30 protein-coding genes are annotated in these 24,277 nt (G+C 35.9%); 17 read left to right on the top strand and 13 right to left on the bottom strand.

Translation table 11 applies throughout. The features are described 5' to 3' along the window. Nucleotides 1-70: 70 nt before the first annotated feature. Both AC07WY_RS14150 and AC07WY_RS14145 read left to right on the top strand, forming a co-directional pair. Nucleotides 71-913, top strand: coding sequence for an SDR family oxidoreductase (locus AC07WY_RS14150; RefSeq protein WP_034615196.1), 843 nt, complete (start codon nucleotides 71-73; stop codon nucleotides 911-913). Between the two features lie 40 nt (nucleotides 914-953). Beyond that, on the top strand, nucleotides 954-1,916 hold the full coding sequence (locus AC07WY_RS14145) for an alpha/beta hydrolase (protein ID WP_034615198.1): 963 nt from the start codon (nucleotides 954-956) through the stop codon (nucleotides 1,914-1,916). A gap of 57 nt (nucleotides 1,917-1,973) precedes the next feature. On the opposite strand, the gene AC07WY_RS14140 is transcribed toward AC07WY_RS14145, so the two are convergent. Continuing rightward, a complete protein-coding gene (locus tag AC07WY_RS14140; RefSeq protein ID WP_419335774.1) occupies nucleotides 1,974-3,155 on the bottom strand; it encodes a sigma-54-dependent transcriptional regulator family protein in 1,182 nt (393 codons plus the stop codon). A 359-nt stretch (nucleotides 3,156-3,514) separates the two neighbouring features. Between AC07WY_RS14140 and exaC the strand changes: the two genes are divergently transcribed. Beyond that, nucleotides 3,515-5,026, top strand: coding sequence for an acetaldehyde dehydrogenase ExaC (gene exaC, locus AC07WY_RS14135; RefSeq protein ID WP_004719517.1), 1,512 nt, complete (start codon nucleotides 3,515-3,517; stop codon nucleotides 5,024-5,026). A 131-nt stretch (nucleotides 5,027-5,157) separates the two neighbouring features. Here the strand turns inward: exaC and AC07WY_RS14130 are convergent, their stop codons facing one another. The 3 genes from AC07WY_RS14130 to AC07WY_RS14120 form a co-directional block, all read right to left on the bottom strand. After that, entirely contained in the window at nucleotides 5,158-5,496 is a 339-nt protein-coding gene (locus AC07WY_RS14130) for an immunity protein Imm33 domain-containing protein (RefSeq protein ID WP_494736549.1), read from the bottom strand. A gap of 91 nt (nucleotides 5,497-5,587) precedes the next feature. Beyond that, nucleotides 5,588-6,007, bottom strand: a complete 420-nt coding sequence (locus tag AC07WY_RS14125) for a hypothetical protein (RefSeq protein ID WP_262086363.1) — start codon at nucleotides 6,005-6,007, stop codon at nucleotides 5,588-5,590. A gap of 54 nt (nucleotides 6,008-6,061) precedes the next feature. Beyond that, a complete protein-coding gene (locus AC07WY_RS14120) occupies nucleotides 6,062-6,934 on the bottom strand; it encodes a LysR family transcriptional regulator (protein WP_262087494.1) in 873 nt (290 codons plus the stop codon). Nucleotides 6,935-7,081: 147 nt separating this feature from the next. Between AC07WY_RS14120 and AC07WY_RS14115 the strand changes: the two genes are divergently transcribed. After that, nucleotides 7,082-7,999, top strand: a complete 918-nt coding sequence (locus AC07WY_RS14115; protein WP_315972842.1) for an AEC family transporter — start codon at nucleotides 7,082-7,084, stop codon at nucleotides 7,997-7,999. A 160-nt stretch (nucleotides 8,000-8,159) separates the two neighbouring features. On the opposite strand, the gene AC07WY_RS14110 is transcribed toward AC07WY_RS14115, so the two are convergent. Continuing rightward, on the bottom strand, nucleotides 8,160-8,753 hold the full coding sequence (locus AC07WY_RS14110) for a 2-hydroxychromene-2-carboxylate isomerase (protein WP_262086365.1): 594 nt from the start codon (nucleotides 8,751-8,753) through the stop codon (nucleotides 8,160-8,162). A gap of 163 nt (nucleotides 8,754-8,916) precedes the next feature. Further along, a complete protein-coding gene (locus AC07WY_RS14105; protein WP_004719501.1) occupies nucleotides 8,917-9,663 on the bottom strand; it encodes an SDR family oxidoreductase in 747 nt (248 codons plus the stop codon). 95 nt (nucleotides 9,664-9,758) lie between these two features. Here AC07WY_RS14105 and AC07WY_RS14100 point away from each other — a divergent pair, with 95 nt between their 5' ends. The 4 genes from AC07WY_RS14100 (at nucleotide 9,759) to AC07WY_RS14085 (ending at nucleotide 12,444) form a co-directional block, all read left to right on the top strand. Beyond that, nucleotides 9,759-10,325, top strand: coding sequence for a TetR/AcrR family transcriptional regulator (locus tag AC07WY_RS14100; RefSeq protein ID WP_262086366.1), 567 nt, complete (start codon nucleotides 9,759-9,761; stop codon nucleotides 10,323-10,325). 67 nt (nucleotides 10,326-10,392) lie between these two features. Next, complete coding sequence (locus AC07WY_RS14095) at nucleotides 10,393-11,109, top strand: glutamine amidotransferase (protein ID WP_209828594.1); 717 nt, start codon at nucleotides 10,393-10,395, stop codon at nucleotides 11,107-11,109. Between the two features lie 363 nt (nucleotides 11,110-11,472). Continuing rightward, a complete protein-coding gene (locus AC07WY_RS14090; protein ID WP_245349895.1) occupies nucleotides 11,473-11,709 on the top strand; it encodes a putative hemolysin in 237 nt (78 codons plus the stop codon). 201 nt (nucleotides 11,710-11,910) lie between these two features. Continuing rightward, on the top strand, nucleotides 11,911-12,444 hold the full coding sequence (locus tag AC07WY_RS14085; protein ID WP_419335783.1) for a ClbS/DfsB family four-helix bundle protein: 534 nt from the start codon (nucleotides 11,911-11,913) through the stop codon (nucleotides 12,442-12,444). On the opposite strand, the gene AC07WY_RS14080 is transcribed toward AC07WY_RS14085, so the two are convergent. Then, on the bottom strand, nucleotides 12,441-12,734 hold the full coding sequence (locus AC07WY_RS14080; RefSeq protein ID WP_494736548.1) for a hypothetical protein: 294 nt from the start codon (nucleotides 12,732-12,734) through the stop codon (nucleotides 12,441-12,443). The genes AC07WY_RS14085 and AC07WY_RS14080 overlap by 4 nt on opposite strands. 269 nt (nucleotides 12,735-13,003) lie before the next feature. Here AC07WY_RS14080 and AC07WY_RS14075 point away from each other — a divergent pair, with 269 nt between their 5' ends. Both AC07WY_RS14075 and AC07WY_RS14070 read left to right on the top strand, forming a co-directional pair. Next, nucleotides 13,004-13,213, top strand: coding sequence for an acyl-CoA thioesterase (locus tag AC07WY_RS14075; protein ID WP_419335785.1), 210 nt, complete (start codon nucleotides 13,004-13,006; stop codon nucleotides 13,211-13,213). Between the two features lie 76 nt (nucleotides 13,214-13,289). After that, nucleotides 13,290-13,844: a lipocalin family protein gene (locus tag AC07WY_RS14070; RefSeq protein WP_419335786.1), complete on the top strand. Its 555-nt coding sequence runs from the start codon at nucleotides 13,290-13,292 to the stop codon at nucleotides 13,842-13,844. A gap of 85 nt (nucleotides 13,845-13,929) precedes the next feature. Here AC07WY_RS14070 and AC07WY_RS14065 read toward each other — a convergent pair whose 3' ends face one another. Beyond that, nucleotides 13,930-15,156 (bottom strand): MFS transporter, encoded by a 1,227-nt coding sequence (locus tag AC07WY_RS14065; protein WP_494736547.1) that lies wholly within the window; start codon nucleotides 15,154-15,156, stop codon nucleotides 13,930-13,932. A gap of 66 nt (nucleotides 15,157-15,222) precedes the next feature. Between AC07WY_RS14065 and AC07WY_RS14060 the strand changes: the two genes are divergently transcribed. From AC07WY_RS14060 to AC07WY_RS14040, 5 genes are all read left to right on the top strand, one after another. Next, nucleotides 15,223-15,615 (top strand): helix-turn-helix domain-containing protein, encoded by a 393-nt coding sequence (locus AC07WY_RS14060; protein ID WP_239045428.1) that lies wholly within the window; start codon nucleotides 15,223-15,225, stop codon nucleotides 15,613-15,615. 209 nt (nucleotides 15,616-15,824) lie between these two features. After that, a complete protein-coding gene (locus tag AC07WY_RS14055) occupies nucleotides 15,825-16,823 on the top strand; it encodes an AraC family transcriptional regulator (protein ID WP_494736546.1) in 999 nt (332 codons plus the stop codon). A gap of 114 nt (nucleotides 16,824-16,937) precedes the next feature. Then, nucleotides 16,938-17,561: a sterol desaturase family protein gene (locus AC07WY_RS14050; protein ID WP_303577732.1), complete on the top strand. Its 624-nt coding sequence runs from the start codon at nucleotides 16,938-16,940 to the stop codon at nucleotides 17,559-17,561. A 33-nt stretch (nucleotides 17,562-17,594) separates the two neighbouring features. Beyond that, complete coding sequence (locus AC07WY_RS14045) at nucleotides 17,595-18,629, top strand: DUF6670 family protein (RefSeq protein WP_494736545.1); 1,035 nt, start codon at nucleotides 17,595-17,597, stop codon at nucleotides 18,627-18,629. A gap of 204 nt (nucleotides 18,630-18,833) precedes the next feature. Next, on the top strand, nucleotides 18,834-19,517 hold the full coding sequence (locus AC07WY_RS14040; RefSeq protein ID WP_494736544.1) for an Lcl C-terminal domain-containing protein: 684 nt from the start codon (nucleotides 18,834-18,836) through the stop codon (nucleotides 19,515-19,517). 230 nt (nucleotides 19,518-19,747) lie between these two features. On the opposite strand, the gene AC07WY_RS14035 is transcribed toward AC07WY_RS14040, so the two are convergent. After that, the gene (locus AC07WY_RS14035) at nucleotides 19,748-20,326 is read right to left on the bottom strand and encodes a YceI family protein (RefSeq protein WP_004719471.1); all 579 of its coding nucleotides are present in this window, start codon (nucleotides 20,324-20,326) and stop codon (nucleotides 19,748-19,750) included. Between the two features lie 310 nt (nucleotides 20,327-20,636). On the opposite strand from AC07WY_RS14035, the gene AC07WY_RS14030 reads away from it, so the two are divergent. After that, the gene (locus AC07WY_RS14030; protein ID WP_494736543.1) at nucleotides 20,637-21,047 is read left to right on the top strand and encodes an OsmC family protein; all 411 of its coding nucleotides are present in this window, start codon (nucleotides 20,637-20,639) and stop codon (nucleotides 21,045-21,047) included. A gap of 40 nt (nucleotides 21,048-21,087) precedes the next feature. On the opposite strand, the gene AC07WY_RS14025 is transcribed toward AC07WY_RS14030, so the two are convergent. Both AC07WY_RS14025 and AC07WY_RS14020 read right to left on the bottom strand, forming a co-directional pair. After that, nucleotides 21,088-21,861 (bottom strand): hypothetical protein, encoded by a 774-nt coding sequence (locus AC07WY_RS14025; protein WP_494736542.1) that lies wholly within the window; start codon nucleotides 21,859-21,861, stop codon nucleotides 21,088-21,090. A 129-nt stretch (nucleotides 21,862-21,990) separates the two neighbouring features. Beyond that, the gene (locus AC07WY_RS14020; RefSeq protein WP_004719469.1) at nucleotides 21,991-22,206 is read right to left on the bottom strand and encodes a hypothetical protein; all 216 of its coding nucleotides are present in this window, start codon (nucleotides 22,204-22,206) and stop codon (nucleotides 21,991-21,993) included. Between the two features lie 478 nt (nucleotides 22,207-22,684). On the opposite strand from AC07WY_RS14020, the gene AC07WY_RS14015 reads away from it, so the two are divergent. Then, on the top strand, nucleotides 22,685-23,176 hold the full coding sequence (locus AC07WY_RS14015; RefSeq protein ID WP_494736541.1) for a hypothetical protein: 492 nt from the start codon (nucleotides 22,685-22,687) through the stop codon (nucleotides 23,174-23,176). 246 nt (nucleotides 23,177-23,422) lie between these two features. Here the strand turns inward: AC07WY_RS14015 and AC07WY_RS14010 are convergent, their stop codons facing one another. Together AC07WY_RS14010 and AC07WY_RS14005 are read right to left on the bottom strand one after the other, a co-directional pair. After that, a complete protein-coding gene (locus tag AC07WY_RS14010; RefSeq protein WP_494736540.1) occupies nucleotides 23,423-23,881 on the bottom strand; it encodes an XRE family transcriptional regulator in 459 nt (152 codons plus the stop codon). A gap of 3 nt (nucleotides 23,882-23,884) precedes the next feature. Continuing rightward, entirely contained in the window at nucleotides 23,885-24,106 is a 222-nt protein-coding gene (locus AC07WY_RS14005; RefSeq protein WP_494736539.1) for a hypothetical protein, read from the bottom strand. Nucleotides 24,107-24,277 lie beyond the last annotated feature (171 nt).

Raw genomic sequence — 24,277 nt, 5'->3', positions numbered from 1 at the left:
TTGTCAGATATATTGATAAAGTCACAATCTATGACTATGATGCTTAAAACATCAGCGGATTATTTCAGCAATGACAACAACAAGTAAAACCATCATTATCACGGGTGCAAACACTGGAATCGGGCTTGCAACTGCAGAAACATTTATTAAGGATGGTCACCATGTGATCATTGCTTGTCGTAATCCAGAAAAAGCCAAAACAGCACAGCAACACTTAGAGTCATTCGGTACAGGTCAGGTAGACGTGATTCACCTTGATTTAAATAGTCTTGAACAAATTAACCAAGCAGCCAATGAAATTATTGCCAAATATGAAAAAATTGATGTATTAGTCAACAATGCTGGCATGATGACACCTGATCTTGAGGCCACAGCTGATGGTTTTGAAAAACAGTTTGGGGTAAATTATCTGGGGCCTTTTCTTTGGACATTGAAACTTCTTCCATTGGTTCAAAAAGCCCAACAAGGTCGTGTAATTCATTTGGCTTCAATGATGCATCTTTTAGGTCGTATCCAACCTGAGAATTTTAACGCGGATCAAGTGAAAAAATACAATGGTGTATTGAGCTATGGCAATAGTAAATTAGCCAATCTGCTGTTTAGTAATATCCTTGCCAAACAACTACAAGGAAGTCATGTCACCAGCAATGCATTGCATCCAGGTGGCGTAGATTCTGAGATTTATCGTGAATTACCCAAATGGCAATATGCAATAATTAAACTTGGTCTTATTCCACCTTCTAAGCCTGCCGAATTAATTAAAAAAATTGCTTTTGATCCATCATGGGAAAAGCGCAATGGTGATTATGTGAGTTTGCAAACCCCTGCGTTTAAATCAGGCAAAGCCAAAGATATACAGTTGGCACAAAAACTATATGATGAATCCTATGCGCTGGTAAAAGACTATCTGTAATTTTTCGGATTTCATTTTTCAATAAATTCAGGAATATGCTATGACCACTCAATCTACTGAATATCAACCTGATATCCTTGGTACAGGTTATGAAAAACTAACCTTAAACTTAACAGATGACTATGATGGTAAAGTCATTGCGACTTTGGTACGCAAACAAGCAGTTCAAGCGACCAAGAAAGCGGTGCTCTATATCCATGGTTTTATCGATTATTTCTTTCAAACAGAAATGGCTGAACAATTTAATCAACATGATTATGATTTTTATGCACTTGATTTAAGAAAATATGGTCGTTCTTACCTACCACATCAAAAATATTATTATGTTCTAAATTTGAATGAATATGATGAAGAAATCACACAAGCATTAAAGATTATTGGTCAGGAAGGCCACACTGAGGTGTTACTGGCAGGACATTCTACAGGTGGATTGATCGCAACATTATATGCAGCACATTATCCACAACACCCCCTTATTCAAGCCTTATGGTGCAATAGTCCTTTCTATGACTTTAATATGCCTGCTTGGAAGAAAAAATTAGCCCTCCCAAAACTCAGCGCATTGGGTAAACGCTTACCTAATTTAAAATTTCCAAGCGAATTAAATAAATGGTATGTCACTAGTCTGCATAAAGATTTGCAAGGCGAATGGGATTTCAGCTTAGAGTGGAAAAAACCAACTTACCCCAAAGTATATTTAAGCTTTGTGCATGCAATTTTTGAAGCACAAAAAGAAATTCATGCAGGTGTACAGATCAATGTACCAACCTTAGTGATGCATTCTCACAAAACGACCTATCCCAAGAAATTTAACCGAGATGCTCAAAGCACTGATGTTATTTTAGAGGTCAAAGACATCATCAGGGATGCAGGTAAAATACAGGGCGACGTTAATGTCATGACCATTCAAAATGGACTGCATGACTTGGTCTTATCGGCACCAGAAGTCAGAAAAGAAGTTTATCATCAACTTTTTTCTTGGTTAGCCCAAAAACAGCTTTAAAAGCGCCAATTCATTCTTCTTTACAAGCAAATGATCAGTTAAAAGTATCCTGCAAAATCAATGTTCATCTTTATATTTCATTAGAATTTGATGAGCAGGATGCCCGACTGGTGTAAGTTCAATCAGACGTTCAACGGCATCAATCGCTTCTGGAAAATGTGCAAGGTGTTTTAATAAAGCATCTGTTTCATTGGCTTTAAAAATCGCTTCACTCAGGCGTGATTCAAGGCAGTCTCGCCATGCAGATAAAAAAGGACTTTCAGTTTTAGCTAAAAATACACCTTTGCATAATTTTAAAGCGGATTCGGTATAACCTGCATCTAAAGCACTCTCTGCTTGCAAGAAATCTGCTTCAACATGTGCCAATAAACGATAAGGCCGTGAACCCAGCATGCCACCCAAGATATCGCGCAACTGCGACATTTCAGCTTTTAATGTGCCGACACTCACTTTTCGTTCACCATATAGCGCTTGATGTAAATTTTCCAGATTCATCCCTTGTGGACACAACGCAAGAATAGTCAAAATTTCAATTTGTCGTGGTGTCAGTACCACAATCTTGCCATTGAACAACACTTGTGGCACAGCAAAAGCCCGGATAAATAAATGTTGTTGCTGAAACTCTAGCAATGCCGATTGAATAATTGAGGCACAGCGTTCGGCTGCCAGTAATCCCAAACTATTGTGATGATTCCATGTGGTTGACAGATCAATCACCCCTAAAACTTGTTTGGAATAAGGATCTATAATGGGAGAGGCATAACAAACCCAGTCATGCACAGAAGACATAAAATGTTCGTTAGAAAACACACAACTGGATTGTTGGGTTTTTAATGACAGTGCCAAAGCATTGGTTCCCACCAAATCTTCTCGCCATTGCCCACCAGCAATAAAATGAACACGTTCTGCAGCATTGCGCATTTGCCCACTTGCGGCTGACCAGATAATGGTACTGCCAATATCCCCTACTGCAGCAACCATTGCCGACTGTTCTGCGATATGAGTTAATTCATCACGACAATGTTCGATTGCTTTTTCTAACAGTGTTTTTCTTTCTTGTTTTACATTCATCAAGGGTGCAGCATCACGATCTTTGGGAATCGCAGCTGAGTTGGAACGTTGCCATGAACTTGCAATACTCTGCCCGAGTTGATCAGCATGTTTTAAAGACAGACTACTACTTTGGCGTAATTGCTCAATTAAACTCCGTTTATTTGATAACTCTTGTTGGCTTAACATACGCTACTTCCTCTGTAATTCGTTAAAAAATATCCTATCCTTTCTCTGTTGTTTTTATCCAGCGGACCTGCCTATAAATTACTCTAGCACATTAACACAGTGAGCTTAACCTCAGTCAACACAACTCATACCAAAGCGTTAGAATAAAACCAATTTTTTCCAATATTTAGCAATTTTCCAATAAACAAGAAAATATTGCCAAAGATTAAAGCATAGCGCAAATATGTCTTGGATTTCATCCAACCTTTTCCCTACCTTTGACTCTCTATGCTCAAACCATCATGTAAACAATCATTGTTCATACATGCCATATTAAACACATCATGAATGATCATGAATATAAGTAAAGGGATACTCTTATGCGTTATGTAGATCCAAATCAGCCTGGTTCAAAAGTACAGTTCAAAGCCCAATATGAAAACTTTATTGATGGCAAATGGGTAGCACCGGTTAAAGGGCAATATTTTGATAATGTCTCTCCTGTAGATGGTAAAGCCTTTACCAAAATTCCACGTTCTTCTGCGGAAGATATCGAACTTGCATTAGATGCAGCACATAAAGCCAAAGCTTCATGGAACAAAGCTTCTCCAACAACACGTTCAAATGTACTGCTGAAAATTGCAGATCGTTTAGAAGAAAATTTAGAATTACTCGCAGTTGCAGAAACATGGGAAAACGGTAAGCCAATTCGTGAAACATTGGCAGCCGATATTCCTTTAGCAATTGACCATTTCCGTTATTTTGCAGGTTGTTTACGTGCACAAGAAGGTGGTATTTCTGAAATTGATGAAGATACCATTGCTTACCACTTCCATGAGCCTTTAGGTGTAGTTGGTCAGATCATTCCATGGAATTTCCCTATTCTTATGGCAGCATGGAAACTTGCACCGGCACTTGCAGCGGGTAACTGTATTGTGCTTAAACCTGCTGAACAAACTCCATCAAGTATTTTAGTTGTTGCTGAACTCATTCAAGATATTTTACCGCCAGGCGTTTTAAATATTGTCAATGGTTACGGCGTTGAAGTGGGTCGCCCACTGGCAACCAATCCACGTATTGCTAAAATTGCATTTACAGGCTCCACTGCTGTTGGTCAAATGATCATGCAATATGCAACTGAAAATATTATTCCTGTGACACTTGAGCTTGGTGGTAAATCACCAAACATTTTCTTTGAAGATGTCATGGATAAAGATGATGATTATTTAGACAAAGCACTTGAAGGCTTTGCCATGTTCGCTTTAAACCAAGGTGAAGTATGTACTTGCCCATCACGTGCCTTGGTTCAAGAAAGTATTGCCGATAAATTCCTAGAAATGGCAGTTGAACGTGTAAAACGCATTAAAACTGGACATCCTCTAGATACAGACACCATGATTGGTGCTCAGGCATCTCAAGAGCAACAAGACAAAATCTTGGGTTGTATTGCAACAGGTCGTGCTGAAGGTGCTCAACTGCTTACAGGTGGTGGTGATCGTCAGGAAGTTGGTCAAGGTTTCTATATTGAACCTACCATTTTCAAAGGCGACAACAGTATGAAGATTTTCCAAGAAGAAATTTTTGGACCAGTGCTCTCTGTCGCAACATTTAAAGATTATGACGATGCAATCCGAATTGCCAATGATACGATGTATGGCTTAGGCGCTGGTGTATGGTCGCGTTCTGCGCATACCTCTTATCGTGCGGGTCGTGCGATTGAAGCTGGTCGCGTATGGACCAACTGCTACCATATCTACCCTGCACATGCTGCATTCGGTGGTTATAAGAAATCAGGCATTGGCCGTGAAAACCACAAGATGATGCTTGATCATTATCAACAAACCAAGAATTTATTGGTTAGCTATTCAACCAAAGCAATGGGCTTCTTCTAAGTTCAGTAATTGATTTACACTTTAAAAAAGCGAACTTCGGTTCGCTTTTTTGGTCATGATGAAGATGCTTTTTAATTCTTATCACAATCAGCTCTTCATCATTTTATACAGATTGTGATGGTTCGCTAAATTTAGTCGGTTGTTGGATTCATCCAAACATCTTCATAGCCATGCTCATCAATAATGACATGATAACCGTGCTCAAGCGCCAAATAAGGTAAAATTTCAGGTAAATATTGCTGTAAATGCGAGGCATGCAGCGGTTGATAAAAATCATCAGCGGAAGAATATTCTCCACAGTGAATAAACCAAGAAACATTGTCTGGTTTTTGTAGCGCAACTCGAACTGCATAAATCGGTTGTTGACCTAGACTCTGTAATGCAATTGCAACCCTATCCGACAGATTAAATTCGATATATTTTGACTGATATTTTTTGCAGATTTGCCGTTGTAATGTTTCTAAATCCATCAACATATTCCTTTATCGCCTGTTTAGTATTGTTTGTTTAGTTGCATAAACCAATACGTTCAAATCAGATATACTCAGATTAGCAGCAAAATTATTTAAGTCTTTTCCATAACATTTTAATATTTTTGAAGCTATATCCCACCACGACTCTTAAATTCATCATCAATAACATTGTGAAAAACACAACCACAAACATCACTAAACTTCGTGGAAAAAATTTCTGATCTAAAACAGATTGATAAGTATTCAATGCTAAATATAAAATGATCAAAAGTGTGTAAAACAACAGTTGAAAGTAGATTTTGTATCTTGGCTTTTTCTCAACAATTTCCATCAAATATATAGACAAAGCTAATGCAGAAAATGCAGTAAAAACGAAAAAGCCGAGTACCCATAAAATGCTAAAGCTTTTGATATGGCTGATTGCCCATAAGGATAGGTTAGCAACACAGCCACATAATATAAATGCTGTTTTAGGACGTTCTATGAGTTTATAAATCAAATCATTCATTCTCTGTGCTTATACTGTTCTTTTGTTCTTTTGCGAAACGCTCACGATAAAATGCTAAACCATTTGTGCAATATCAATAAATGCCTGTGTAATTGGACTCATCTGTTTTTTATTCTTCACTGCCAGACTAATAGACCGCTTGATATTGGGTGATAAAGGTAATTTTTGAACATTGGGAAACAGCGTCATCAACTCTTTATTCAAGGCCATATCTGCGACAATTGAAACACCAGCACCATTGTTCACCATATTAATAATGGTCAAAATTTGAGAAAAATAACATTTAATTTTTGGACTCAGATTGGCTTTTCTAAACATCTCTGTCACATGGTTTTGACTGCCTGCTGAGGTCATTAAAAAAGGATGTTCAACCAATTCATCCAATCGAACTGCACTTTGTTGTGATCGTGCATAGGATTTGGGTATAAGTGCTACAAAAATATCCTCAATCACAGGAAAAGTATCAAAACGTTCTTCAGGTAAAACCACAAATCCAACATCAATAGTACGGTCATGAATCCATTGAGCAATATCTTTGTCCGTTCCTTCTTTAATAAACACTTCAATATTTGGATATTTTAAACTAAATTTTTCTAGAATTAAGGGAATCAATACATTAGAAGATGAAGCACCAAAAGATCCAATTCTTAAAGTGCCAGAATGAAATCCTTGTATATCGGAGATTTCTTGTTTTAGCACATTAGAAATATTCAAAATTTCTTTCACATGCACTAAAAGCCGTATACCCGATTCAGTTAACTCAACTTCATTATGATTGCGATAAAACAATTTGACCGACCAATCTTGTTCTAAGCCTTTAATTGCATGAGAAATCGCAGATTGAGAAATTTGCAAACGCTGTGCTGTAACAGTAAAGCTTTTCTGTTCAGCCAACATGGCAAAAATAGTCAGTTGAGTAAATGTCATCGCCACTCTATCCATGAGTAAAGACTCATTTTACCATGAATAGGCATAAGTCATATTCTTGATTAAAGTTTACTTGGGTTTAGCTTACAGATGAAAAAATCAGTGGCTGGGACTTGGTCGAATTAGGTTCTGCATAGAGCGTTCAGCATGCTACAAATGATTACTATTCTTTTCCCATCCATTGCCCTGATTGGTTTAGGTTTTTATCTGTTCCAGTCGCGTATATTGGAAGAGAAATTCTGGAATGGCGCAGAAAAGCTCAATTACTATATTTTATTTCCAGCCTTATTGTTTAGCTCTCTTGCAAATGCAGATATGAATATGGGGCATCTCAACAGCATTCTTACGGTCATTTTTTTAATTATGGCCATGATCATTGCTGGCATTTATCTGTTTGCAAAGTTAAACCGCACACCTATTGCCCAGATCGGTGTATATGTCCAAAGCTTGATTCGTTTTAATACCTATCTCGGACTCTCGATTGCCACGACACTCAATCATGCTGAAATCAAAAGTATCTTGGTAAATATCCTTGCTATAGCAATTCCCTTGGTTAATGTTATTTCGATCCTTTCTCTGACAGATAAAGATCAACTGAACATTAAAAATATTTTCTGGTCTTTAATCAAAAACCCACTGATCAGCTCTTGTATATTGGGAATTACATTTAATGTTTTAAACATCCCTATTTGGTCTGGCTTTGCAAATCTGTTAAATGCTTTTTCAAGTAGTAGTCTGATGTTGGGCTTATTATGTGTAGGAACAGCAATTCAGTTTTCGACCCTCAGAATTTATCTGAAAAAGTCTTTGCTCATTAGCCTACTCAGATTATTGCTGATCCCGCTTATTGCCTTTATCTGTTTGCAGTTTTTTGAGCTAAGTCATGCCGCGGTGATTGCTATCATGATTTTCTTTTCTATCCCAACCGCATCTTCCGCATATATCTTAACCAAACTGTTAAACGGCGATCATCAATTAATGGCAGCAAGCATCAGCATGCAAACACTTTTATCCGTATTCACTTTGGCACTGATCCTTGCACTATTACAGCATTATTATGTTTAATCTATTATATTTTTGATTAGCGTTTATTCATCAAATATTTTGCTGATTCGATGTGGTTTGGCTTTGTATAGAATAGCTGTGCTGCATGGCTAGCTACAGCACAGCTATTCTCTCATGCTAGCAGTCTAAATAATGGAATCAGAATTTAAAAGCGTATTGATCAAGATTTAGCCAATTCCATCTCAACAAAGTGAAGATGATCAACGCCCCAAAACATTTCATTGCCAATAAACCATGTCGGTGCACCAAAAACACCACGCCCAATGGCTTCTTCTGTGATATTTTTTAGTTGGGCTTTAACCTGTTCATCTGAAAGCCAAGTTTGAACCTGCTCTGTACTAAAACCCAATGATTGAAATAAGCTAATAAGTTCATTGATATCATTTAAATTACGCGGATGCCCAAACATTGCATCAAATAAAGCGTTTAACACTGTTAAGAATTTTTCAGCTTGATAAAGCTGAACCGCTGTAATCACGCGCATCAGATTTAAAGTATTAATAGGAAAATAGGGATTCATTTGTATTGGAATATTCCAGAGTTTTGACCAACGCCCCATATCAATCATCGAATAGCTGGCTTTTGCTGGCACAGCCATTGGACTACTGTTCCCTGTGGCTTTAAAAATACCACCAAGCAAGACCGGCTTCCAAATCACTTGCGCTTGATTTTGTTTTGCAATTTTTTGAATCTGATAAAAGCCTAAATAACTATATGGACTACCCAAATCAAAATAAAATTCTACCTGTTTCATTTAGTGTTATTCCTTAACTGTACTGATCATGTTTTTATCGTACTACTGTAAAAATGATTCTAGAAAAAACTTAAATCATCACTTCTTAATCTCTCTATATCGAGATAAGTCATCTAGCTATATTAACCTACTCATACAAACCAACTTACTAATATAAAGTGACTTACCATTTTTCCATCCAAGGACGTAAATCTAGCTCATGTGTCCATGCATCACGTGGTTGCTGGGCAAGATGCCAATAATTTTCAGCAATATGTTCAGGATTTAAAATACCATCTTGATCTTTTTTCTCATAAAGATGAGGAAAACTGTTTTTAATAAAATCTGTATCAATTGCACCATCAACTACCACATGAGCCACATGAATATTCTGTGGACCAAGTTCACGCGCCATACTCTGTGCCAAAGCTCTAAGTGCATGCTTTGCCCCTGCAAATGCTGAAAAATAAGCAGCACCACGTAGACCAGCAGTCGCGCCAGTAAAGATCAATGTCCCGCGTTGTCGGCTTACCATTCGTTTCGCCACTTCACGACCAGTTAAAAAAGCAGAAAAACACGCCATTTCCCATATTTTAAAATATTTACGCGCTGTTTCTTCAAGTATGCTACATGGAACATTGGCACCGATATTAAAAACCAGTACCTCTATTTCGCCAATGTTGCTTTCAATTTCTTCGATCAATTGTATAACTTGCTGTTCTTTTCGAGCATCAGATGCAAAACCATATGCTGTTCCACCTGCCTGTTCAATCTCATCAATCAGTGGTTGTAACTTGTCAGCATTGCGACGGGTCATACAACTAATATATCCCCCTTTGGCAAAACGTTTCGCAATTGCGCCACCTGTTGCATCACCTGCTCCAATAATCAATGCAACCTTCTGATTTGATGTTGTTATTTCATCTTGCATATCATGCTTCCCTTTTTGCATAACGATCGTTATTATAACGATTACTATGTTATAGTTTAACTAGAGCGTCAAGAAAAAATTTGATCGAGGAAAATATGCGATACAAATCTGGCTATAAAGAAGAAAAAAGAAAAGAGCTATTAAAAATCAGTGGACAGCTTGCTAAAAAAGATGGTTTTGCTGCAACCGGTGTAGATGGCTTTATGAAAGCTGCTGGTGTGACCAGTGGTGCATTCTATTCACATTTTTCTTCCAAGCAGGATTTGTTTAAAGCATTGGTTGAAAACGAACTCAAAAATAGCATTCAGATGTGGCAAAACAATCCCCATGAGCAGGCTGAGTTATGGATTGAATTTGAACTCAATCGTTACTTAACCCTCTCGCATGTTGAACATCCAGATTATGGTTGTGTATTGCCAACACTCGCTACAGAAGTCGCACGTTCTGATGAGGAGATTAAACAATGCTATCAACAAGAATTACAACGCGGTCATGCCCTATTTACTCAACGCCTTGGGAGTGAAGAAAAAGCTTGGGGCGTCTTATGTCAACTGGTGGGTGCTATACTGATAGCAAGAAGTGTTTCTGATAATTCGGTTAAATTGACCATTTTGGAATCAAGCAAACACTGTATTTATTCTATGTTGCAAATCACAGCATAAATTTAGTTTTCAACCCAATACAATCTAGTATAAATTAGCAATATTCTCGTTAAATCATTATAAAACCATGACTTCCTCCACACACGCTTTGCCGAAGACAATCTATGCCATTCAACATTTAGCATTTGAAGATTTAGGTATTCTTGAAGACACTTTTTATGATTTGGGCTATCGCATACGTTATTTTGAAGCGGGTATGGATGATTTAAAGCAAGCTTTTGAATTTGAAGGTCTAGTCATCATTCTAGGTGGCCCAATTGGTGTTTATGAAACTGAAGACTATCCCTTTTTAAATGATGAAATCGCTTATCTTAAACAGCGTTTAGCCAAGAATTTACCAACAATTGGCATTTGCTTAGGTGCACAATTGATTGCACATGCTTTGGGCGCAAAGGTTTATGCAGGCCATCAAAAAGAAATTGGCTGGAGTCAATTGAAGCTAAATCTAGCTCAAAATAATCCCTTATTACCACTCGTTAATACCGAAGTTTTACATTGGCATGGTGATACCTTTGACTTACCTGTACAGGCTGAATTACTTGCCAGTTCAGCAATTTATACAAATCAGGCGTTTAGAGTTGGACAAAATATCTTGGCGTTACAATTCCATGTGGAAGTTGCGGCAGACGATATGGAAAAATGGTTGATTGGTCATACGTGTGAATTACGCAAAGCTGGCTTAAATATTCCTCATTTACGATCTGAAAATGAAAAATATGCAGCAAATCTTGAATTAAAATCACCACTGGTTTTAGAGCATTTTATCAAACACTTAAATGTATAATCTATTTATCTATATCAGCATGAAATAGACTTTTCTGTTTCGTGCTTTTTATAACGTATTTACTCTTCACCCATTAATACGGCGTTGCTCGAAATATAATATGAATACTGCATTACTTATATTTAACTGATTATTATATTTAACTGACCATAGCATTTACATTAAAAAGATATTCTTTATTCTCACACAAAATTATTTAATCAAACTTAATATTTTACACTAAATCATACCTGATCATTATGTTTGAGCTACAGGATTATACAGAGTAGATACATAAAAGCTTGCTGATTTATTTATACTGCATACTTTAAAACCAAGACTTTGTTTGCAATGAATAAAATATATATTGGCGCTTCTGTGCTCATGACTACACTTCTTTCTGCCTGCTCTACCCCTGAAGTAAATAATCAAAATGCTAAACCGCTTGGCATGGCCAATCCTGCAAGTGTGTATTGTCAAAAAATGGGAGGAGAGTCTCAGATTAAAAAAGATGCTTTAGGAAATGAAGTAGGATATTGTAAGCTTCCAAATGGAACAGTGGTTGATGAATGGAAGTTGTTTAGAAGTGCACAAGGCGATGAGCAAGCTGCTACTAAATAATTTTGAATAATCGCTGCGGAATATAAACAATAGACAAGCCTTCTGGAATGACTGATTTTCTATTGGCATAAATTTCAGACTCATTACTGTATATTCACTACGGTAATGAGTTGCTCCATCATTGTCATCGTTAAAATAAATTAGATCTAAACATGCATTAAATATAAACAGTATTGTATTTATTTTGAGAATATTGAATAGATGAAAACCTACCAATCTAAACAGGAACTGATTGTTGCAATCAATAATTCATTAAAGCAATATTTAACAGAATTTGAAGAAATATCCGAAGACTTAAAAGATCATAAAGTTGCGGCTGTAGATAAAACCCCTGCCCAAAACTTAGCCTATCAATTGGGATGGGTAAATTTATTATTAGAATGGGAAAGTAAAGAACTTACAGGTTTCCCCGTTTCAATGCCAAAAGAAGGCTATAAATGGAATAACTTAGCAAGTCTATATCAAAATTTTTATCAAACTTATGCCCAGTATTCATTAAAAGAAAATACTCAGTTATTGTCTAAACGAGTCAAAGAAGTCACAGACTGGATTGAAAATCTAACAGATGAAGAACTATTTAAAATAAATCAACGTAAATGGGCAACCACACCTGCCAACTGGCCACTGTATAAATGGATTCATATCAACACTGTCGCCCCTTTTACCAATTTTAGAGTTCAAATCAGAAAATGGAAGAAACTTAGCATAAATACTGAACCAACTAAAAAGCCTTAACAGGTTATTTTTTTCAGTTCTAAATATTGAGTAATGGTGTTATTTAATTCATCCAAATAATACTGTTTAGGTTTTTCTTGTCCCATAGATTTGTCTAATTTCATTAAAGCAGGCAGGTATTCATTTTTATAGACACGCTCATATTCACCACATAATAATGCTCTATTTACCTCATTACTGGTATTTTCATTATCCAATTGCTCATGCATGACTTCAATTTGTTTTTCTTGCTGCATCAATACCAAACTATGAGGATTTGGTGTAATACAGCCTGTAAGCATCAGCAACATTACCATTACCATTGTTATTTTTTTCATAAATCTGCTTCATTGTTCTTTGATTAAACTGAGCATAAACTATTTTTATCACCCGCTCAATTTGTCGATAACAATTAAAATTTGAGTTTTGCTAAAGTACGTATTAAAATCTTGATTAAGTAACAAAATCAAAATTTGATATAAACAGATCGAATCTGATTCACTCAAAGTGCAGAGCGTTAAAATTCAATCACTCGTAGTTTTATTGATTATCAGCCATCAAGGTGTAAAGAACTTAATCCATGCCCCCTAGAAATAAGCCAAACAGAAAACAATTGTTATCCTCTGCTTGGTCAACAGATCAAGATTGCTTACTGATTGAAAACAATCATTTAACTGTTGATCAATTGGTTGAAATACTGCCCTACCAACATGATGAAATTATCGCAAGAAAAAGACAACTTGGACTGCTTAGAAGGGATTTTTACATGAAAAAACTACATGACTTGTAAGCAAAATTACAATATCCCCGCATCGGGCGCGACATAATGAATATATATATTAAATACTTAAATATAGGGCTATGTCATGAACAACAAGTTTAAAATATTTACGCTCGTCGGTGGAATAGCATTACTGAGTGTTGCGGCATTTGCTTATGCAGGAAATGAAAAGATTCAAACCGTTAAAAATGTAGATTTAAAGAGGTATCTGGGTACTTGGCATGAAATTGCACGCAAACCAATGTATTTTCAAAAGAAATGTGATTATAACGTTACTGCTGATTATTCCTTAAATGAAAATGGCTCAATCAAAGTGGATAATCGTTGTTACGATAAAAATGGCAAGCTTCAACAATCAATTGGCGAAGCATATGTACAAAACGCGCCTACAAACTCCAAATTAAAAGTGAGTTTTTTACCAAAAGCACTTCGTTGGTTACCTGTAGGGCGTGGTGATTATTGGATTTTAAAGCTAGATGAAAATTATCAAGTTGCATTGATTGGCACACCGAATAAGAAATATTTATGGTTACTCAGTCGATCTCAACAGCTTGATCCAGCCACGACTGAAGAATATTTAAATTATGCTAAAAGCTTAGGGTATGATTTAAGTGATTTAATTGAAACCAAACAAAAATAAAAACTTAAAAGCCCTCTTTTTGAGGGCTTGTTGAATCTAGCTCATTTTATACGATTGCACTGCAAGCCCTTCTGATCAAATATTATTATCTACGAAATGAGACACAACTGATGAGCAACCCCACAACCATCAATGCTCCAGCACAGATAAAGGTAAATTGCATCCCATCAATGATTGCTAAAGCCGTTGCCTGATTGAGCTGATTTGTGCCAACACCGAATGAAAAAATAGCTCCCATCACAGAAGCCCCGATAATTAAGCCCATATTACGAGATAAGCTAAGAAGTCCTGATACCATCCCTTGTCGAGCTTTGGGAACATCCGCCAAGGTCATGGTATTGTTGGCTGCCTGAAACAGCTGATAACCCGAAGTCAAAATAATGATCGGCATAATATAGCCACTTATACCTATCAATTTCGGTAAGATAGCGAGCATCGAGCTACCGATAATCAGAAAAATTAACCCTGTAATGACGATATAGCGACTGCCCCAACGATCGACAAGTCGACCCGATGGAATCCCACTTAAGATAGCAACCACTGGCCCAATCCCCATAATCAAACCCACTTGTATTTGATCCAAGTTTAGACCAAGACTGAGATAAAAAGGTCCAATGACAAGTGTGGTCATCATAACAGCTGCAACCAACAAATTAACCATAAGGTTTGGTGTTATGTTCTGGTCTGTTTGCAAAGAAGTTAGCGCAGGAATTTGTTTTTTAATGTAATCATTAGGCAGCAGTACCCAAGCCAGAATAATTGCGATACTCGCAAGTATAAACTGTAATCCAAAAATGCTTTGCCAACCGCTCACGACAATCAGAAACCCGCCCAACACTGGTCCAAGTGCTGTACCTAAAGCAGATATTGTTCCAAGCATTCCCATTGCTCTTCCCAACTGTGATTTACTGACGGTCTGACGTGTAAGTGCCATTGCAAGTGTCATTAAGAATGCCGCACCTATTCCTTGAAATGATCGTGCAGCAACCAATATCCATAAGCTGGGTGCAACACTACATAGCAGTGAAGCCAAACTGAATATAAGCAGTCCAACGATCAGCATAGACTTACATCCATATCGATCACCTAAGCGTCCAGCAATCACAACCGTGATCGTCAATGAGATCAGATATCCAATTACAACAGCCTGTACTTGAATAAATGGCAGTGAAAATACCTCAGCAAGTGTGGGTAATGCGATATTGACAATGCTTGTTCCCAACGATGCCAATAACATGGATAACGCCAAAGTGATGGTGATTCCAGTTTGGGTCTTGTTTGTCAATGTTAATGATTCTGTCTGCTCTGTCATGTTGCGCTCTTGTCAGCAGTGGTGTTTAATCACATACTACTAATTCAAGTTGACTTGAGGTCAAGTATGAAATTTCTTGATATTGGTGAAGTTTCAGCAAAAAGTGGAATTAAACCTTCGGCACTACGCTATTACGAAGAAATCGGTTTGATTTTCTCAATTTCTCGGCATGGATTACGTAGACAATTCTCTTCTGAAGTTCTGTTACGACTCACTTTGATTTCAATGGGAAAATCAGCAGGCTTTTCACTTAAAGAAATCGCAGCAATGTTCGATAGTCGTGGTGCACTTGATCTTTCCCCAAGTGTTATTCACCAAAAAGCTGATGAGATTGATCTTCAAATTCATAAATTGATCGCACTCCGTGACATACTTCGCCACGTAGGTGACTGCCCAGCACCATCGCATTTGCAATGCCCTAGTTTTAAGCGACTAGTTGAAAAGGCTGCTCATAAATAAAAGACTTTTTAAAAAGGTTGTTAGGCGTATTTGCTGAATAGCTAAATTAGATTGTAGAACAATAATTAAAATTAGCACGCAATGACATTGAACAGTCAAATGGCTTTCTCTAAGATGATAAAACAAGCTTAAATTTTGATGACTTTTATACTTTTGTAGCCTGATCTACAAATATTAATTGTATCTGTTGAAATCGGTATTTTTGATTTATGGATCAAAGCAAATCTAGTGATTCTGGTGTTTTCCTCTGGTTAACATATCACACCCTAAATAAAATGAATTTGGACGCAAATCGGATATTTTCACAAATAAGATTATCTGAACAACCACCTGACAAAACCATTCGGCGAGATAATTCGACCCAACAACGCTTTTGGGAAATAGCTGAAGAAATCAGTGCTGATCAGGATATCGGACTTCATGTAGGTGAACATTTCCCGATTTTTAGAGGCGAAATATTAGAATACATTTTTATGAGTAGCCCTACATTTGGGGACGGCTTACAAAGAGCATTACGTTATCAGAAAATTTTTACCGATGCTTTTGTGGCTCATTTACACATTGAAAATCAAAATGCAATGATCACGAATCTTCAGCACCCAGTTCGTCATTATCTAGAATGCGCCATAAGCGTTATGCTTAATTTTTTAAACTATATCAGTAACAATCATTTTTATCCCAAAGAAATATGGTTGCCTTACCAAGAAGGCGCGAGTTTAGATGAATATCAACGTATCTGGAAATGCCCGACTCGTTTAGGTATGCAATACGGCTGTATAATTTTTGATGCGGAAATATTGAGTTTAGCTTCAGCATCGGCTGAACCAATGCTATTAAAAATACATGAGAATGTCGCTAAACAGCAGGTAAAAGTTGTCGATAAATATTATTTGATTAATGATATAGAAAACTTACTCAGCTCCGGTTTATTAGAATCAGGTCAATTAGATTTAAAATTAATTGCCCAACATTTAGGACTACAGCCCCGAAAACTTCGTGCAGATCTTAAAGAAGTTAACACGACTTTTGAAAAAGTTTTGGCAACTTATCGTGAAAAAATGGCAAAAAAGCTGTTGATGAATCCCAATATAAGCATAGATCAAGTTGTATATTTACTTGGTTTTTCTGAGCCTTCCGCCTTTTCACGTGCCTTTAAACGTTGGACAAATGAAACGCCATCCCATTATCGCCAGCGCAAGCAAAAATAAGTTTTTAGCTATAACTTGATTCTAATGACATTTAACGAGTTAGCTTTTCGGTCAAAAAAAATGAGCTGTTCTTTTCTACACTGATGGTTATTTCTCAATTGAATAGGATCAGAGATGTTAGGTTTTCCAATTGGCCTTTTAGTTGCGAATGGATTTGAATGGTATGCACATAAGGTATGGTTGCATGAGTTTCCAAGTAAACACCGTAATAGCCCTTTCTTCACACATATAGCACATCATAAACGTGCCAGAACAGATCTGTTTCATGATGAAGGATATCGTGAATCTATGTTTAAAAATGCAGAAATTTATAATGAAAAAACCGCATTGTTAGGTTTAGCCGCAGTTTCAACTGTATTTTTACCCATTGCACCATTTTTTACTGCTGGCTTATATTATGGGATTTGGAATTATTGGCGAGTACATGCAAAATCTCATCTAGACCCCGAATATGCGCGTAAACGAATCCCTTGGCACTATGATCATCATATGGCAAGTAATCAAAATGCCAATTGGTGTGTTACACGTCCGTGGTTTGATTATATTATGGGAACACGTGTTTTTACTGAGCTTTCGATTAAAGAAAGCAATCCCTTAGGAATAAAACTACCTCAAAATTTTGAAATAATCCTAAACAAGACATCACAGAAAATATTTGCGAAATCATATCTTAAAATTACCTCTAAGAGTGCATTGGATATAAAAAGTACTCGTCAGGGCATCTCATTAGAACTGTAAATTTTAACAAATAAAGTATTAAGGATCATTTTGATGAAACGATTATTCCCCAAACACATTGTTGCACCAAAGTTTTTACATCATTTTATCGATCGTTCAGAGACAATCAACGGAAGACCTTTTGATGTGAATACGCCAACGCATACACCAAAAGGAAAGTATTCTTGCGTTCATTATGGGGTTATGATTCCGAATCTTGAAGCACCATTTAATTTTTTGAATCTATTAATTGTAGTTGGCCAGCCTCGTGTAAAAATTTTTCGGAATCAACATTTGATCCAAACTACTGCGCTTGATACTGCAAATGTATTGATCGGTACCACAGTAGGTACAAAAGAACATTTTAATGGCTATAGTGTAGAAAATGACTGTGTATTGGAAAGCAATGGTTCATCTTTAAGTTTTGGTCGTGACGTGTTACTCGAAGGTACATATCCAAATTTTCATGCGCATCGTGAAGGTCATGATTTCAATTTTGATTTAAAGATTCGTGCGACTGATAAAATTGCCCATTTTGCACAAATGTCATTGGGTTTATATGATCACTGGGCATTATTATGTACATATGAAGGATTTCTTGAATATCAAGGTAAAAAAACCAAGGTTCAGGGTCTTTGTACTTATGAATATGCTCGTGCAGTAGATGTAAACTTATATATCAATTATTTTACTTATCATATTTTAAATATCGATGAGAAAACTCAAGTCCTACTTGTAGAAGTCCTTGGTCCATTAAATCTGGTATTGCAACGTCGAGTATATATTCGTTCTACAGATGATCATGGCAGTATTCATTCAAATGGATTTAATTTTAATGTCCATACATTTGAAGCTCAGCGCGTTATAACCCCGAATGGTTTATCAATGCGCTTAGCTCGTACCTTTTCATGGAGCGTGAATGATGATAATGGAAACCCGTTAATCCATATTGATGGGCGAACAAATGCTGATTTTCGATATGGTATGGCGGGAGGCTATGCAGGGAGCTATAAATACAAAGGTACATTCAAGGGTCGTGCAGTTGAAGGTACTGGTTATATTGAATATTTAGATATCCGTACTGATTAAATCGATTCAACTTATAACTAGGTGATAAAAAGCCTAGTTAAAACAGATATAGACATCATCCACTTTACCATTGCTCAATATTCACCAATGTAGTTTTAAAATATATCAAGGCAACGATAATACGGAATTCGGTCTTTTCTACATTTACTTTGGAGGGAAGTAAAAGTAAATTACAGAGAACTATTCCTTAAGCAATAAGACAAAATGAATATCTTTAACCAATTTAAACTTTGTATTGAGCAGCGTAAAAGCTTAATTCCAGCATCCTTGCTATTAATAGTTTCAACAAGCGCTATGAGTGTTTACGCAGAAACGGATGAGCAATTAAGCAAATCTGGGCAATGGCGTGACCCTGCAACAGGTCTAATCTGGATGCGTTGTTCAATTGGGCAATTATGGACAGGCTCAACTTGTAAGGGTGATCCTTTGGAATTTAAAAACTGGGAAGATGCACAAGATTATCTTGATCAAATGAATAAAAATGGTGGATTTGAAGGTAAAAATAACTGGCGTGTTCCCCAAATAAAAGAATTAATAACAATTCGCAAATGTAGTACTGGCTGGAGGAAAATAGGACAAATACAATTGCCAGAACAAGAGCGGAGACAATATGGACAAGATCATGAACTTGAAATGAAAAAATTACCTTATGGGCAAAAAGCTCCGACTAACTGTGCTGATGATTCAACTAGCCCTACATTAGATACTCATATTTTTCCCAATACCCCATCTAATGGTAAATATTGGTCAAGTTCATTATCCCCATGGAAACCTATAGGCTACAAATATAAGGCATGGAATGTCGACTTTAAGACTGGTTTTTTTGCACCGACCATTAACTACACAGATGACCGTCGTTTTTCTAGAGCAGTTCGAAATAGTCGTTAGTTTCCCAGCAGGAAATTGTCTAGCATTTTATATAAGCAGTATCATGCTAATGTTAGAAAAAATTTAAAAATATAAAAGAATTGCAACGACTGAAAAATAGCTGATTTTGCCTCTAGAGCAAATCATAGTGAGTAATGATTATTTAAGTATCTTAAATTGAATAAGGAATAGACGATAAAAAAGGCCTATAAAGTTAAACTAACTTTATAGGCCTTTAATCTATTTCAATATTACTTCGCTACAGAAGCTTCTGTTGTAATATTTACAGTGATTTTATCACCTACATTTGGGACATATGCTCCAACACCAAATGCTGAACGATTAAATGATGTTGTTGCATTGAAACCAATTGACTGTGCTTTAGTCATTGGATGCTCACCTTGTTTGTTTAAAACAGCATCTAAAACAACAGGTTTAGTCACATCTTTCACAGTTAAGTTACCTGTGATTTTGTATTTGTTTTTACCTAAAGCTTGAACTTTCGTACTTTTAAAAGTGATGTTTGGATACTTTGCAGCATCAAAGAAATCTGCATTTTTTAAATGTTCATCTAATGCTGCAACATTGGTATTTAAACTAGACAATGGAATAGTTACATTGACAGATGAGTCTGCTGGTTTTGCATTATCAACAGAGATCGTACCTTGGATGTCACTGAAGTTTGCTGAAGGAGTTGAAAAACCGAAATGATTCCAAGTAAATACTGTTGCAGTATGCGTTGGATCAATTTTGTAATCTACAGGTTTTGCCATGCTGAAAGTTGCTACTGATGCTACGGCTAAACCCAATGTTAATGCTTTAAAGTTCATCTTTATATTCTCGCTATCGAATGGATATTAGTTTATACACTTCCCGTATAAATTCATTGTTATTGATAATACGATATGTTGCATATATGCAACGATTCTATAATAACCATTTTTAAAACTTGATCAAAACCTTAAAAATCAATATAAGGCATTGTTTTATCATTATTTAATTTTTTACAATCTAATTAAGCAAAGCATAGACCATAGGCTAAATTCAAAGCTAAAATTTATAAAGCAATAAATTACACTAGACCATTTTACGGAAATTTTATATTTATAGTACTGGTCTTTTTTATCTGACGAATGTTTTATGGCAAATATTGCTCAAGCACAAAGTACACAAACAGCTTATCGTGTAACACTCACCAATCCACAAGGACATACATGGTATGCCGATGAACCTAGCGATAAAGGTGGTCAAGATACTGCACCGAATCCAATTCAAATTTTATTATCAGCACTAGGCGCTTGTACTGTGGTCACCCTAGAAATGTATGCAAATCATAAAGGGCTTAAAATTGAACATGTTCAATTAGATTTAGCTTTAAATCCTGAGGGTGACCCTGAAGCAGGTCAAAATAATATTTCAAGGAAAATTGTTCTTAAAGGTGATTTCACCGAGGAGCAACATAAACGACTGCTTAAAGTTGCAGAAAGCTGCCCTGTTCATAAATTATTGACTTCAAATATCCAAATTCAGACAGAGTTGGGTATTGAATAAGAATTCCCTCATTTTTTAACAAGAGGATCAGGTATTCTTATTAATAAATACCCCGCTCAATGCCCTCTATCCATTTTCTGACCCAGTTAGCATTTCCTTGATTAAAAGTATAACCTTGGTATTTAAAAACGTTATAACAATCTATGAAATGCTGGCGGATAGACTCGTCATTTTTCCAGTGCAATAAGATTTTTCTAACACGTTCAGAAGTAAGACTTAATTCATCTGCTTGTTCATATTCATCATAACCGCTATTCACTTTTTGCGTTGCATAGTCAATTAGGCTATATGCTGAGGGATGATTTAAACAGAGATTTGACAATTTTTCTGTATCAAACAAATAAGACTGAAACATATCCAAAAAATTTTCTATATATTTAAATTCAGCATTCTCTTCTTGATATAAATGATAATGAATATAAGTTTCTGCAAATTGCTGTAAAAAGGTTAATTCCCCAATAGTCCAGTCCCCTAAGCTATAAGCACTTATGCGCTGAAAGAAATAATTTTCTGATACAAAATTATTGGTTCCTTGCACTAAAAAATCTAAAAACAATGGTAAAAAATATTTGAACTCGCATAGCGGTGTTTGATTTGAATATGCTGCATTTACATAATTGTTGAAAATACCAATCTCAATTCGTTGCAATGGTGTATTTTTCAAATAAATATGATCTTCCTCAAAAGAACAACCACCACACATACAGGCATCTAAAGCTTGCATTTTATCAAGACTATATACAGAAAAAATTTTATAACCTTGTGCAATCAACTCTTTTAGTTTTATGGAATATTGTTCTTGTGCAGTATTCATTTGCTGATCTTTTATATTTTCAAAAATAGATTCTATAATTATCATTTTTTTCAGCTGTTAATTTAGATGAAGATTAATTCTTAAAATTACAAACGATAAAAATCAAAGCCCCTTTCGGGGCTTTTAAACTTATAACTTCTCAACCAAGACACGATCGACTTGCTTTAAACCAGATTGTTTTTCATGGTTTTTACGGCGGATCTTAATCAACTTGTCTTCTTGAAAATCTTGTAACAGCAACTCAACGGCAACCATAGATTCAAGTGGCAAATCTTGCCCAATCCATTTTTGCTCACCTGCGTCCATCAAGGTAATTTCATCACTAATTTGTTCATAAAGGCTCATATTTTCCTCACTTCTGGGATATGTATCACTATGTTTCATGAATACCCAATGAATGGCACAACTATATACCTATTGCAAAAAACTGCCACTAAAATTTACTTAATTTACAAACAAATTTCATAAAATAAAAATGTGTTAAATAGAGAGTTTTTATACTTTATAATTCAGAAACTTATATTTAAATATAGCACTTAATATCCCCCCATCAATCCAACCATAATTCTAAAGAATTAAAAAAACATGGATCTGCATAGTTGATAGACTTTTTTTTGTTCATTAACCAACTTGCAGTTTGTCGATCCAAATGCGAGCTTTTATAAACAGCTTCTACACCTTGTTCTTGATTTCGTTTTAAGTGAGCTAGGGACAATTTGGCATGTTATTTCCCATAAAAACAATTACTTAAATTCTATAATTATTAATGACTTTAAATAAAAATGGAGTAATATTTAACCATAATACTTAAAGGATTATAATCATGAATAAAATTAAAATTGTGTCAATAATCTCTATCCTTATTAGTTTAATCTTCTTGCTCACCACATCCGCACGTAGCAACCCTTATTATTCACTAAACCTTCTTGGACAACCTTGGACTTGTTCACTAAACAATGGGCAACTCGTACCTATCTATTTAAATCCAAATCTACCTGATGTCGGCATGGCAAAAAATTATCCACCACAAATTGTTCTAAACCCAAATGTAATGAATAATTTTTCTCCATTAATGCAAGTGTTTTGGCTCGCACATGAATGCGTCCATGCAACCAACTTTCAACCACCTGGTATGAATCCTGAAATTGATGCTGACTGTAAAGCAATAAAACAACTTAAAAACCTTAATTTAAATCCAAGTCAGTTAAATCAAATTGCATATGAAACATTACCATTAACAGGTTCTCATTCAGGACATTTAGCTGGTCCATATCGAGCACAATTAATAGCTCAATGTTATTTTAATCCATATTAAATTTATAAAATAATCCCCCCCACCAACATCTAGAGTTGAGCGGGGGTTTGTACCCCAATATATTCGGCTAAAATAAAACTGATTGCTAAGACTTACACTATTTTTAAATCTATAAACACTTTAGCTCCTTATTATTGGAGATATTTTTATACGATAAAAAAGCAAAAAGCCCACTAAAAAGTGAACTTAATATCTAGTGGATTACCATAACCTTGTCCACTCGAAAAGAATATGCCTATGCCTTGATCAAGATAAAAAAGCTTTTACTTGGGCAACATCATATTGATCTTTAGCAAGCTTGCCTTGTTTAAAAAGCCAAGTTGCTACTTCTGGCCATGACCACAAAGGAGATTTAGTAGATACGCCATATATTGGTGTAGGAAACAAACCATCACCTCGTTTATTTAATGCATATAGTGATAGAGCTTGGCGACTTAACCCTGCACGCTCAGCCATTTCAGATAATGAGGCAACCCCATTCTCTTCCAAAACTAATTGGTTAAACCCTGCTGATTGAATGTTTTCAAATGCAGAATTAATCGCCTCAGCAGCACTGCTCGCTTCGCGATCAAATTCCAAATAAACAGTACTATTTGAACTACAGATCAAAGCATCATCACAACCAGCTTCAAATAATTTATCTTCTAAATTTTCTATATTTGGACGTGCATCACGAATCACAATTGTAAAGTGATAAGTATTCATTGTTCACTCTCCATTGCATTGGTTAACATTACGAATAATTTGCTTTGCATGATTCTCTGGATTTCTAGGCGTACTCCATACACTCATTTGATGCTCCGTATGCCCTGCTATGCAACGCAGTCTACAAAATGCATGTGATGATTTACCTGATTCCACAACATCCCACCCATTTTCAATTACATATTCGATTGCTTCACGAATATGCTTATTAGGATGCTTATCCATGGTTACACCTATTCTAAATAAATTATATGACCACATGTTGACACATGTCAACAAAACTAAAATGAATGACACACTGTTTCTAATTTTTGATTAATATCATTTATAAAAACATTCAATTTTTTTAATTTATCACTCAATTGAAGAGTTAGTTTATCAAGCTCAAACTGACTT

Source organism: Acinetobacter sp. GW821-FHT01C12 (genome assembly GCF_059422625.1).
Note: the sequence above shows the minus strand (reverse complement) of the source record. Positions and strands in the feature narration are given on the sequence as shown.